12 protein-coding genes, 8 tRNA genes and 1 pseudogene are annotated in these 12451 nt (G+C 38.3%); 2 read left to right on the top strand and 19 right to left on the bottom strand.

Annotated features, from left to right (window positions below; all coding sequences use genetic code 11):
* Positions 1 to 273: 273 nt before the first annotated feature.
* A pseudogene (locus Q1A47_RS06355) lies at positions 274 to 354 on the top strand (hypothetical protein); the annotation flags it as partial.
* A gap of 110 nt (positions 355 to 464) precedes the next feature.
* Here the strand turns inward: Q1A47_RS06355 and Q1A47_RS06350 are convergent.
* The 9 genes from Q1A47_RS06350 to Q1A47_RS06310 all read right to left on the bottom strand — a co-directional run bounded on the left by Q1A47_RS06350 (position 465) and on the right by Q1A47_RS06310 (position 1860).
* Positions 465 to 548 (bottom strand) — tRNA-Leu (locus tag Q1A47_RS06350).
* Positions 549 to 604: 56 nt separating this feature from the next.
* A tRNA-Leu gene (locus Q1A47_RS06345) sits at positions 605 to 686 on the bottom strand.
* A gap of 14 nt (positions 687 to 700) precedes the next feature.
* Positions 701 to 773: transfer RNA gene (locus Q1A47_RS06340), tRNA-Lys, on the bottom strand.
* A gap of 26 nt (positions 774 to 799) precedes the next feature.
* Positions 800 to 874, bottom strand: a tRNA-Gln gene (locus Q1A47_RS06335).
* Between the two features lie 5 nt (positions 875 to 879).
* A tRNA-Asp gene (locus Q1A47_RS06330) sits at positions 880 to 956 on the bottom strand.
* 25 nt (positions 957 to 981) lie between these two features.
* Positions 982 to 1053 (bottom strand) — tRNA-Glu (locus Q1A47_RS06325).
* 9 nt (positions 1054 to 1062) lie between these two features.
* Positions 1063 to 1153 (bottom strand) — tRNA-Ser (locus tag Q1A47_RS06320).
* 3 nt (positions 1154 to 1156) lie between these two features.
* A tRNA-Asn gene (locus Q1A47_RS06315) sits at positions 1157 to 1231 on the bottom strand.
* A gap of 179 nt (positions 1232 to 1410) precedes the next feature.
* Positions 1411 to 1860 (bottom strand): SprT family protein, encoded by a 450-nt coding sequence (locus Q1A47_RS06310; protein WP_121604541.1) that lies wholly within the window; start codon positions 1858 to 1860, stop codon positions 1411 to 1413.
* Between the two features lie 211 nt (positions 1861 to 2071).
* Between Q1A47_RS06310 and Q1A47_RS06305 the strand changes: the two genes are divergently transcribed.
* On the top strand, positions 2072 to 3535 hold the full coding sequence (locus Q1A47_RS06305) for a catalase (protein ID WP_166530332.1): 1464 nt from the start codon (positions 2072 to 2074) through the stop codon (positions 3533 to 3535).
* 237 nt (positions 3536 to 3772) lie between these two features.
* On the opposite strand, the gene Q1A47_RS06300 is transcribed toward Q1A47_RS06305, so the two are convergent.
* The 10 genes from Q1A47_RS06300 to Q1A47_RS06255 form a co-directional block, all read right to left on the bottom strand.
* Positions 3773 to 5944 carry a Tex family protein gene (locus Q1A47_RS06300; protein WP_166530331.1) on the bottom strand — a complete coding sequence of 724 codons (2172 nt, stop codon included), beginning with the start codon at positions 5942 to 5944 and terminating at the stop codon, positions 3773 to 3775.
* A gap of 630 nt (positions 5945 to 6574) precedes the next feature.
* Positions 6575 to 7165 (bottom strand): protein phosphatase 2C domain-containing protein, encoded by a 591-nt coding sequence (locus Q1A47_RS06295; protein WP_026680367.1) that lies wholly within the window; start codon positions 7163 to 7165, stop codon positions 6575 to 6577.
* Positions 7166 to 7167: 2 nt separating this feature from the next.
* Positions 7168 to 7959 carry an RNA polymerase sigma factor SigB gene (gene sigB, locus Q1A47_RS06290; protein ID WP_166530330.1) on the bottom strand — a complete coding sequence of 264 codons (792 nt, stop codon included), beginning with the start codon at positions 7957 to 7959 and terminating at the stop codon, positions 7168 to 7170.
* On the bottom strand, positions 7931 to 8407 hold the full coding sequence (rsbW, locus tag Q1A47_RS06285) for an anti-sigma B factor RsbW (RefSeq protein ID WP_026680365.1): 477 nt from the start codon (positions 8405 to 8407) through the stop codon (positions 7931 to 7933). The genes sigB and rsbW overlap by 29 nt, the downstream gene beginning before the upstream one ends.
* Positions 8407 to 8739 (bottom strand): STAS domain-containing protein, encoded by a 333-nt coding sequence (locus Q1A47_RS06280; RefSeq protein ID WP_166530329.1) that lies wholly within the window; start codon positions 8737 to 8739, stop codon positions 8407 to 8409. Before Q1A47_RS06280 ends, rsbW begins: the two co-directional genes overlap by 1 nt.
* A gap of 97 nt (positions 8740 to 8836) precedes the next feature.
* The gene (locus Q1A47_RS06275) at positions 8837 to 9850 is read right to left on the bottom strand and encodes a PP2C family protein-serine/threonine phosphatase (RefSeq protein ID WP_026680363.1); all 1014 of its coding nucleotides are present in this window, start codon (positions 9848 to 9850) and stop codon (positions 8837 to 8839) included.
* A gap of 283 nt (positions 9851 to 10133) precedes the next feature.
* Positions 10134 to 10535 (bottom strand): anti-sigma regulatory factor, encoded by a 402-nt coding sequence (locus Q1A47_RS06270; protein WP_026680362.1) that lies wholly within the window; start codon positions 10533 to 10535, stop codon positions 10134 to 10136.
* Between the two features lie 5 nt (positions 10536 to 10540).
* The gene (locus tag Q1A47_RS06265; RefSeq protein WP_026680361.1) at positions 10541 to 10897 is read right to left on the bottom strand and encodes an STAS domain-containing protein; all 357 of its coding nucleotides are present in this window, start codon (positions 10895 to 10897) and stop codon (positions 10541 to 10543) included.
* A gap of 5 nt (positions 10898 to 10902) precedes the next feature.
* Entirely contained in the window at positions 10903 to 11772 is an 870-nt protein-coding gene (locus tag Q1A47_RS06260) for an RsbT co-antagonist protein RsbRA (RefSeq protein ID WP_026680360.1), read from the bottom strand.
* A 317-nt stretch (positions 11773 to 12089) separates the two neighbouring features.
* On the bottom strand, positions 12090 to 12449 hold the full coding sequence (locus Q1A47_RS06255; protein WP_026680359.1) for a type II toxin-antitoxin system PemK/MazF family toxin: 360 nt from the start codon (positions 12447 to 12449) through the stop codon (positions 12090 to 12092).
* Positions 12450 to 12451 lie beyond the last annotated feature (2 nt).

Genomic DNA, 12451 nt, shown 5'->3' with positions numbered 1-12451 from the left:
CATTGACACCCTGTACTATACCAAGGGGGCTCTTTTTTGTTCAACCCTCAAATTTCTTCATTACAGGAATGCTCCTAATACGAATAAAAGAACACACTATATCTTTTCATTTTGATAGCCCCCTTCATATATTACTGTAAGTATAAGAGCAAACGACTACTACAACAGTGTAAATTCCGTAGAAGGGACACATAGAGCTTTGAAGGAAAAATTGACGGATTACAGGAGACAAACAATTCTAGAAAGAAGAAAAATTGTGAGTTACCTCTTTTTAAAACTACAATTGATGTGTATGGTCACCTATTTCCGAACAAACAACGAGAAACAGCAGATCGGCTAGACGACTTCTTTTAAGAAATGGTGAATAAATCATAAAAAAAACGCTCAAATCCTTAATGGAAATGAACGTATAAAAAAATACCAACCCTCTAAAAGTGTTGGTATGACTTGTTCTATGGATACGATGCGGTCGAGAGGACTTGAACCTCCACGGGTTATTCACCCACTAGGCCCTCAACCTAGCGCGTCTGCCATTCCGCCACGACCGCACATTTTGCAATAAATGACAGAAAATAAAAGGCTGTGGATTAACACAGCAATTCAATGCGGGTGGAGGGAGTCGAACCCCCACGTCCGAAGACACTAGATCCTAAGTCTAGCGCGTCTGCCAGTTCCGCCACACCCGCAAAAATACAAATGATGAGCCATGGAGGATTCGAACCTCCGACCCTCTGATTAAAAGTCAGATGCTCTACCGACTGAGCTAATGGCTCATGTAAAAAAACGAAAAATAAAAAAATGGCTGGGCTACCAGGATTCGAACCTGGGGTACACGGGATCAAAACCCGATGCCTTACCGCTTGGCTATAGCCCAACATCTGGCGGTCCGGACGGGACTCGAACCCGCGACCTCCTGCGTGACAGGCAGGCATTCTAACCAACTGAACTACCGGACCCAGCCTATTTATTTTTAAAAAAAGATGACCCGTACGGGATTCGAACCCGTGTTACCGCCGTGAAAGGGCGGTGTCTTAACCACTTGACCAACGGGCCATTAAAAAATGGCGGAGAAGGAGGGATTTGAACCCTCGCGCCGCTTACACGGCCTACACCCTTAGCAGGGGCGCCTCTTCAGCCACTTGAGTACTTCTCCATATGGCTCCACAGGTAGGATTCGAACCTACGACCGATCGGTTAACAGCCGATAGCTCTACCACTGAGCTACTGTGGAATAAAGTGTGAATCAATCGCAACGAAAAATATAATACAATATTTCAGTGTAATTGTCAACATTTTTTCGTTAAAATCTATTCGAAAAATATGTAAGTTGAAGTGCTGTATGAGACAGCCTATTTAATTTATCATGGATGACATATTTCGTCAATGGGTTATAGCGATATTTTTTTGCTTTTATAGTAAATAAATTCTCCCTTTGCATTTTCCACATCTAAATTTAGCTGTGTTTACCCTCCTCATACGTTTAAACTCATCATTACAACTAGTACACTTATAGACATATTTATACTTTTTTTGTGAAGGAAGTGGCTTACAATGCCTTGGAGATCCGGTGATTTTCAAAAGTTGCTTAAACGCCTGATCACGATGCCTATATCCTCTTCCTTCTATATGTAAATGATAATGACATAACTCATGTTTAATAATCCCGATAAATTCTTCCATGTCACTTTCCTGCATGTACTTCGGATTCAATTCAATTAACTTCTTATTAGGAATATATCTTCCACCTGTTGTTCGTAAACGAAAATTAAAAGCTACGTCATGTAAAAAGGGTTTATGAAAATATGTTAAAGATAATTTATTGACCAAATTAAATAAATCCTGATCATCCAGCAGCTCCATTATACCTATCTCCTTATCAATAAGCGATGTTAATATTCTAATATATAAATATTAACTTTGTACAGAAATGGGTTACTTCCTATATTATATAAATAAATTAAACTTACTCGTTATTTAAAATTATTGTAAATAAATATTGATTTTTACTTGGATTATATTATAATATAGATGTAGATAGATAAATACTTAGTTTAAGAGAGGAGATTTAATATTGAGTAATAAAATAAATACCTTAACTACTGCCGCTGGAGCTCCAGTTGGAGACAATCAAAACTCCATTACAGCTGGACATAATGGACCTACATTACTTCAAGATTTTCATTTACTAGAAAAACTTGCTCATTTTAATAGAGAACGTATCCCTGAACGCGTCGTACATGCAAAAGGTGCTGGTGCACACGGATACTTTGAAGTAACAAATGATGAAATTTCAAAATACACAAAAGCTGATTTCCTTAGCGAAGCCGGAAAGCGTACTGACATGTTTATCCGCTTCTCAACCGTTGCTGGTGAACTAGGCTCTGCAGACACAGTACGTGACCCACGTGGTTTTGCAGTTAAATTTTATACGGAAGAAGGGAACTATGACTTAGTTGGAAATAACACACCAATTTTCTTCATTCGTGATGCAATTAAGTTCCCAGACTTCATTCATACGCAAAAACGTAACCCGCAGACGCACTTAAAGGATAAAGATATGGTTTGGGACTTCTGGTCATTATCACCAGAATCACTTCACCAAATTACGTACCTTCATAGTGATCGTGGCATCCCGGCTACGTTCCGTCACATGAATGGATATGGAAGCCATACCTTTAAATGGGTAAATGCAAAAGACGAAGCATTCTGGGTTAAATATCACTTTATAAGTGAACAAGGGGTCAAAAACTTAGATCCAGAGCTTGCTGACAAGATCGCTGGTGAAAATCCTGATTATCACACAGAAGATCTCTTTAATGCTATTGATCAAGGTGACTTCCCTGCTTGGAAGCTTTACGTACAAATTATGCCTTACGAAGACGCCAAGACTTACAAATGGGATCCATTTGATGTTACAAAAATCTGGTCGAAAAAAGACTATCCACGTATTGAAGTAGGTCGAATGGTACTAAACCGTAATCCTGAGAACTACTTTGCTGAGGTTGAGCAAGCTGCCTTCTCACCTGGTCAATTCGTACCTGGTATTGAAGCTTCTCCAGATAAAATGCTTCAAGGTCGTCTATTTGGTTATTCAGATGCACATCGTTATCGCTTAGGAGCAAACCATCATCAAATTCCCGTAAACCGTCCAAAAAATGAAGTAAATAATTATCAACGTGATGGTTTCATGAATGTAAGTGGTAATGGTGGTAGCAAGCCAAACTACGAACCAAACAGTGTAGATGGACCAACTGAGGATCAGGCAACCAAAATTAATCCGTTTGAGGTTTATGGCGAAGCTAATAGCGTTTCCTATGACAGTGATGATCATTATACACAGGCCGGTGATTTATATCGTTTAATGACTGCAGATGAAAAAGATCGCTTAATTAAAGCATTTGTTGATCACATGAAGCCTGTTACAAAAGAAGAAATTAAGCTACGTCAAATCGAACACTTCTATAAAGCAGATCCTGAATGGGGCGAGCGTATCGCTGAAGGACTTGGCCTTAAAGTTCCAGAAAGCGTAAAATAAACAACTATGGCGCAAGCTCCCGAATAGAAACGTAGCGACTGGAAAGATTCAACTTAGATAAAGGAAGCACGGTGAGTTTGCGAGCCGATGATGACTTAGCTTAGGGCGATTTGTGAGGTCGCTTCTGGGCGCCGGAGCAGGACGCGCTTAACACGCCCATATTTATCCAGCTGGCTAATTTATCATTTCCTAGACTAAAACAAAGACATGGTTCCTATTAGAGCCATGTCTTTTCAATTAATATTCTTTGTTCACCATTGATAAGGCGATTCTTCCTTTATTCATATCAATATCCTCGACCCAGACAGTTATTACATCGCCAACAGAAGCAATGTCCATTGGATGCTTCACGAATGAATTTGACATCTTAGAAATATGGACAAGTCCATCTTGCTTCACACCGATATCTACGAACACACCAAAATCAACTACATTTCTAACCGTACCCTGCATCTCCATTCCAGGCTTGATATCTTCCATTGTCATTACGTTTTGTTTTAACAATGGTTGCGGAAAATCATCACGAGGATCGCGCTCTGGTTTACTTAGTGCTTGTAAAATATCACTTAAGGTTGGTACTCCTATGCCCAGCTCTTCTGCAACCTCCCTGTTTTTAATTGTGCTAATGGCCTGGCGAAGTTTTTCTGAGCCTATATCGCTTAGATCACAGTCCAGCATTGTTAACAGCTTTTCTGTATGAGCGTAACTTTCAGGATGTATAGGGGTTCTATCGAGTGGGTTATCCCCATCAACGATGCGTAGAAAACCAATCCCCTGTTCATACGTTTTTGCTCCTAAACGAGGAATTTTCTTTAGTTGCTTCCGATTCGTAAATTTCCCATCTTCCTCACGTTGCTTGACAATGTTGTTTGCCACCGTTTTACTTAGTCCCGATACATATTGTAGCAATGACGAGGAGGCTGTATTTACATTTACGCCTACCTGATTAACTGCAGTTTCTACAACAAATGATAATGATTCATTTAATGACTTCTGACTTACATCATGCTGGTATTGTCCAACCCCAATAGATTTCGGGTCAATTTTGACAAGTTCAGCTAGCGGATCTTGTATCCGTCGGGCAATCGACACCGCACTTCTCTCCTCGACTTGAAGATCAGGAAATTCCTCTCTTGCTAGTTTGGAAGCAGAATACACACTTGCACCAGCCTCATTAACGATAATATACGGCACATTTAGACTATTTTTTCCAATTACATCGGAAATAAATTGCTCTGTTTCTCGTGATGCTGTTCCATTACCAATTGCTATTAATTCAACATCGTATTTCTTCATTAGCTCTAGTACCTTTGCTTCCGCACCTAATTTATCATTCTTTGGTGCTGTTGGATAGATCACGCCAATACTATGTACTTTCCCCGTTTCATCGATGACAGCTAGTTTACAGCCTGTACGGAATGCCGGATCAACGCCAAGAACAGTCTTTCCTTTTAAAGGTGGCTGTAATAATAAATTCTTTAAGTTTTTGGAAAAGATATCTATTGCTTGCTGCTCAGCCTTTTCGGTTAAACTACTGCGAATTTCCCGCTCTACAGATGGTTGAATTAATCGCTTATAACTATCTTCAATTGCATGCACTAAAATATCTACTACTTGCTTAGATGCAGAACTTTTAATTACATGCTGTCGCAAGAACTCATGAATTCGCTCTGTAGGTGGCTTTATAGAGACTTTGATAACATCCTCTTTCTCTCCACGATTTAAAGCTAGAATTCGATGTGACACTAAGGAACGCACAGGTTCATGAAAATCATAGTACATTTCATAAACGTGCTTCTCGTCCTTTTCTGCATTTTTCTGCTCAGATTCAATGCTTCCTCGGTTATACGTAACTTGTCGCATAAATTCACGATAAGCTGGCTCTTCGGAAATCCACTCCGCAATAATATCATTTACCCCAGCTAGTACTTCTTCTATCGTTAGTAATTCATGATCTTCTGAAATATATTTCTTCGCTTCACTTTCTACTAATTCTATATCCTGCTTCCATACAAGTAATGCTAATGGTTCTAAACCTTTTTCTTTAGCAATCGTTGCCCTAGTACGTCGCTTTTGCTTATACGGTCGATATAAATCTTCCACTCGCTGTAGCTGTTTTGCTTCTGTAATAGCTTGTTTTAATTCATCTGTTAGTTTTCCCTGTTCTTCAATGCTTCGTAATACCTCTTGCTTCCGCTCCGAAAGATTGACAGCGTAATGCCATTTATCTTGAACCGCTTTAATCTGTACCTCATCTAAGCCACCAGTCACTTCTTTACGATAACGAGCAATAAAAGGAACCGTATTCCCTTCCTCTAATAAGGCAATTACTTTATTGACAACTTGTATATTGACTTTTGCTTCGTTAGCTACCCATTTGCTTAGATCTTGGTTTATTTCTTTTGCCACACGTTTTCCTCCTTTACCTTCCTATATATTTTACCAAAGAACAGAACGATTCCCAATGAATAAGCAACGTGTAAAGCGCCTAACAATGGGTTTCATTCACAATTTTTTACATAAGAAAAACGGAGCAAAATTCGCTCAGTCCTTATCACTACATGCTCAGATTTACGCTTCCTCTAGTAGCTATTATGGAATAATAGCTACTGCTTGACCACCACTCCGGCTGCCCACTTCCCTTTCCGTGGGGTTTGTCCTTCAGCTAACTTTGCAACGTGTTCTTCTTTGCAAAGTTAGTTGAGGCCGTGCCCGCGGAAAGCGAAGTAATTAGTCGGAGCATTGCCAATATACATCAAACATTTCAAAATAACTACTTGGCTTAACGCAGTCATTGCACTGATTTTATACTTTCTTAACTTAGAACAAAAGCGCAAGCGACAAATAGAAACGGAGCGAGTCAACGGAGATAAAGGAAGCACGGTGAGCTTGCGAGCCGATGATGACTTAGCTTAGGGCGATTCGTGAATTCGCCTCGTTTCTGGGCGCTGGAGCTTGAGACACGGCTCAACACGCCCATTTTTATCCACATGGGCTAATTTTAATTTTTCTAGACAACAAAAAAACTGACAAAGATTGTCAGTCCTTTTTATAATGCATAGCAATTAAGGTAGTATCATCCTGGCGATTAGATTCACTTACATATTCAAACGTCTGCGTAATTGCCTTGACATCTTCATTTAAAAAATATTTTTCCGACAGATCTCTATCCGAAACTCCATCAGAAAACATGATAAACATCATATTTGATTCTAGCTTTTCTTGAATGATTTTAAAGGGACGGTGATAGCCTGCCAAATAACCAGCATTAGGTATATTTCGCTTTTTCTTTTGATTTTTCACGATGGTAAGGATACCAATGTTTCCAATCGAAGAAAAAGAGTACATTCCTGTAGTAAAATCGAGCTTAAGAATACCAACTACAACACCACGTTTGCCATATAACTGTTCGTTACATTTTTTTATAATACCTTCTATTGACGTATGAGCATTATCTTGAATAATATTAATCACAATTTGGGACGATTCCTTTGCAAATTCACCACTACCAAGTCCATCTGCCACAGCACAAATAAATTCTTTATCTGTTTCCTTGTAAAAGTAACTGTCCCCACAATAATAATTACCTTTCTTCGCTCTTTGAAAGACAGATACCTGTACACGTTTCATAATTATTCAAGAACCTCCGTACTTTCTGACTGTATGGCCTCTCTTAGCTTACGCAAGGATCGACGCTGAAGTCTAGAAACATGCATTTGCGAAATCCCTAGTAACTCTCCAGTTTCCTTTTGACTCATGTTTTCAAAATAGGTATATTTCAAGATTTGCTGTTCACGCTCAGATAAAATAGGGAGTATCTTTTCTAGTAGCATTCGTTGATCGATCGTATTATATCCAGCCTCTTCATTGCCAACCAAATCTAAAATTGCTACCGTACTACCATCGGAATCTGCTTCAATTTTTCTGTCTACAGATAATGCTTTATAGCTTTTTCCCATCTCCATTGTCTCAAGAATATCCTCTTCCGATACTTCTAGATAGTCTGCTATTTCTCTCACTGTTGGGGATTTCTGATTGTTTGTCGTTAGTGTATCTACTGCTTTTTTTATTTTTGGTCCTAGTTCTTTTATTCGTCTTGGTACATGGACACTCCAGGTTTTATCGCGAATAAATCGTTTAATTTCTCCGATTATAGTAGGTATTGCGAAAGATTCAAAGGATTTACCAAATGACGGATCATACCTTCTAACTGCAGCTAATAGCCCGATCATACCAACTTGAACAAGATCTTCATGAATAGCACTATTTCTTGAGTACTTGCGTGCAATCGACTCGACTAGATCCTTATAAGTAAGAACTAGCTTCTCTTGTAATGCTTCATCAGTCGGTTCTTGTTGGATAGCTTCAATTAGCTGGTAAACCTCATCTCTTCCGCTATTGTGTGGTTGAGATTTGGTCGTCATCAAAGTCCACCTCAGTTTCGTGTATATACTTAGTCATCAATACAATGACACCATAGTTATTGTTAATTTGTACTTTATCCATTAGTGCATCAATTAAGAACAGACCAAAACCCCCTTCTCTTAGATCTTCAATTGATTCCGTATTTTTATATGGTCCAATACCATCTTTGACTTCATTTAGGTTAAAGCTTCCTCCATGGTCTGCTACCATTACCTCTAAACGGTCCTCATAAACTCCAAAACCTATTGTTACTTCGCCATCATCCTGCTCATGATAAGCATGAGTCACAGTATTTGTAATTGCTTCAGAGATAGCGACTTTCAAATCCTCAATATCCTCGTAAGAAAAACCCATTCTATTCGCTATGCCTGAGATACTTAATCGAACAACACCGACATATTCTGCTTTCGCAGGAACTTTCAATTCAATAAAATCAAATCTCTCCATTATTCGCTTCCACCCCGAATCGCAGCATTTATATCCATAATTTCATCTAGTCCTGTTATTTTAAATAATCGAAGCACACGATCTTGTATATTTACTAGCCGCATCATACTTTCATGTTCTTTTGTAGACTTCAATGCACTAATAAATATCCCTAAACCAGTGCTATCCATATACGTGACATTTTCAAGATCAACTTCGACTATATTTCCACGTTGTTGCGTTAACGGAAGTAACGTCTCTTTTAATTGTGGTGCTGTATACGCATCTATTTCACCCGAAAGATTGACGATTGACTTTTTCGTCTCTTCCACTACATTAATGGTTAAATTCATAATTGCTTCCTCCTATATCTTCACGATAAGACATATTGTATAATATCGCTTCTTATAGTTTGACTTCTCCATAACATTTACCCACATAACACCACGATTAAACTTCCCGTCGTAATATAAGTAACGTAAAGTCATCTCGCAGTTCAAAATTCTGTAGACGTTCGAAGTATTTAAAAACCTGATTTACCATCTCTTGAGCGGGTAGATGCGCATATTGTCTGATGACACTCAATACTTCTTCACTTTCAATAAAACGATCACCATCTCTACACTCTGTAACTCCATCTGTAAGCATGATAACTAAGTCATTTTTATGAATGTTTAATTCATATTGACCATAATCGGCATCAGGGGTCACACCGAGCACGAGGCCTTTTGTTTCCATCTCTTCAAATATATCCTTCTCAGCGTTATAATAAAACCCAGGCTCATGACCAGCTGAGGCGTAACGAAGTGTGTGTTCGGAAGGTATATATTGTGCATAACACATAGTAATAAACATACTGGGGTCAACATTTCTTTCGACTACACGATTTAGATTCTTTAAAATTGCCCTTGGTTCCATTGCCTCCTCAGGATAACTATCCATGGCATATTTAATCATAGACATACACAAAGCTGCTGGAATTCCTTTACCAATAACATCTGCCATAGCAATACCTAATGAACCATCACTTCCCTTTACAAAGTGATGATAATCACCATTCATTTGGTGCGCAGGTACACTAATAACACCAATATCCAGTCCTTCTATTTCTGGTTTTATTGTTCCAAGTAGTGTTTCCTGCATACTAGCGGCTACGGATATTTCGGATTTCAATTCAGACTGCTTTTCACGTAGCATTTGGTATTCCTGATGTGCGATACCATAGGCAATCATAGCTTCTAATAAAAAATTCATGGAAGACTGTATATCTTCACTTAGAGAAGGATACAGCTCCGCTAAAGCCTGAATGTGCATATTCACGATCTCATCTGGTAGGATATGATTTTTTATAAAGGATTTACTGACCTGCTCTACTTCATAAAGTGATTGTTCATCCTTTGTTTCAATGTAACGCTTCATCAATTCTTTATAATTTTCTACGTCTATTTTAACGGTATCATCCATACGTATCCCCCTAACATCCAACAAAAAGCAAGAGCATTTGACAGTATATATAAAGATAGGGTGTGCACTTCTTAATCATGTACACACCTCGGTTCCATTAAAGTGAAACTTCAATTAGTGGAGGTTTTGTCTTATCCCCCACGGATGGTTAGTACACTAAGGGTATGACCTCAAGGCCTTTGAACCAATTGGACATTTACTGCAGTCGATCTCCCACTTTCCATATAAATTTCACTTTATTGCATGAAATGGGGGTTTACTGCCAGTTATATGTGGGATAAAACTATCTTAACCACTTTATTGCTTTTATTCTTGTACCTTTCCCGACTTCTGATTGCAAATCAAACTCGTCCATTAATCGCTTTACTCCCGGTAATCCAGCCCCCAGTCCACCTGAAGTAGAATAACCATCCTCCATTACCTGACCAATATCTTCAATGCCTGGACCGACATCAATGGCTATCATACACATTCCTTTATGCTCAAGGTTATCAATAACTTCGAAACATATCTGTCCATGCTCCGCATATAAGTAGATATTCCTAGCCAGTTCAGATATTGTTGTAGCAATCCGAGCTTGATCAACGATACCGAAACCAACCTTCTTCGCAATATCTCTCCCTAATTGCCTGGCACCTACTATATCCCACTCTTTCTTTATATTTACGCAAGATTGAGGTTTCATAGGCTCTATTCCCCCAATTCCTGGTAGAGTTTGATAAGGCCTTGTTCTAAATTTAATGCAGTTGGAACATTTTTTAAATGAATCCCTAAATCAATTAATGTCATTGCAACTGCTGGCTGAATACCTGTTAAAACTACCTTCGCCCCCATAAGATCTGACATTGTAACCACATCACCTAAAACTTTAGCAATAAATGAATCAATGATTTCGACGGATGTTAAATCAATGACTACACCAGAAGAACCACTTTTATGAATTTTATCTAAGAGATCCTCCTGAAATTGAATTGCTGTTTGATCATCTATCTCTGTCTGAATGGAGATCAATAAATAATTATGGAGTTTTAAGATTGGTATTCGCAATGCCTTCACTCCCCTTTCAATGACTGAATTAATTCTTCAATACTTTCTTCTTTCGTTTCTAAATCAACTATCTTTCGGTTTGTTATTTCCAATGCGCTTCTAAAACCTTTTTTCAGCGAGCTCTTTGTCGGAAACTTCCCTAAATCAATACCAAGATTTACAATTGTTTGGGCAATTTCTGGGCGAATCCCAACAAGAATACATGTTGACCCGATTAAACGAACGGCTTCCGCAGCTTGAATAATATGATGCGCAACCATCGTATCTACAACAGGAACACCAGTAATATCAATTAGCACCACTTCCGAGTTATGCTTAATCACGCCGTCTAACAAATTCTCCATGATTAACTTTGCTCGCTCTGTATCGATCGTTCCAATTAATGGCATAATTGTAATACTATCCATAACAGGAATTAATGGAGCTGATAGTTCCTGAAGAGCGACTCGCTGTAAAGAAACAATATTCTCCCAGCTACCAGAATACTCATTTACCAATTGTCTAATTAACGGCTCCACCCATGCATCTACGCTTTTAAGAACATTAGAGATAAAAGCAGAGTCTACTTGTTCAGATTGACTTAAAATATAATCTACAGTGACTCGGCGAAATACTTGTAGACCATCAGTGATATAGCTTAATGGCCAACCAAGATTAATAATCTTTTCGGAAAAGCTCTCAACTGCCTTCGGTGGCCCTGCATTTTTTATACTTGTAAAGATAACATTAACAAACTCTCTATTGGTGCTTTCAAATAATTCATCGGAAATACTTGAAGTATAATTCCCATCTTTCAATGAATTGATTTCTTCCATCCACATTTGTACAATTGAGTCACTGTTTTCAATCGCAATCTTCTTAAATTTCTCGTCCATTGGATTACCCCCATTTATGGTTAAATGATTGTTAATGATTGTTATAGGTGTAAAGTGAAAGTTCTCTTCAAAGTGACTGTTACTAAGCAATATACGAAACTTTTATTATAGCTAACTAAATACAATTATGTCAGTTACGTTTATTGACTATTAACCCGCAATAAAACAATTTTTCATCTGACATTGCTACTTATTTTTTTGTTTATAACCCTGTCTTGTCAAAGTTAATTGTAACACAGATCAAAATTATGTATGAAGAATAATGTCGTATTTCTGCATGCAAAAACACCCTTGTTCTTCTATAAACAAGGGTGTTTTTATTGACCATACATATCTTTCAGCCCTAGACTGATTTCTAATGCTTGGTTAATCTTATTCATCATTTCTTTATCTAACTTTGTTATTTTATCTGTTAATCGTTGTTTATCAAGCGTTCTAATTTGTTCTAGCAAAATAACGGAATCCCGATCAAATCCATAACGTTTTGCGTTAATCTCCACATGCGTTGGGAGCTTCGCTTTCTGAATTTGTGCTGTAATTGCTGCGACAATAACGGTAGGACTGAAACGATTCCCGATATCATTTTGCAGGATCAATACCGGGCGCACGCCTCCCTGCTCTGATCCAACAACAGGGGAAAGGTCAGCGAAATATACTTCGCCTCTTTGTACGATCAAAT

This window comes from uncultured Virgibacillus sp., assembly GCF_947495635.1.
GTDB classification, from domain to species: Bacteria; Bacillota; Bacilli; order Bacillales; family Amphibacillaceae; genus Virgibacillus; species Virgibacillus salarius.
Note: the sequence above shows the minus strand (reverse complement) of the source record. Positions and strands in the feature narration are given on the sequence as shown.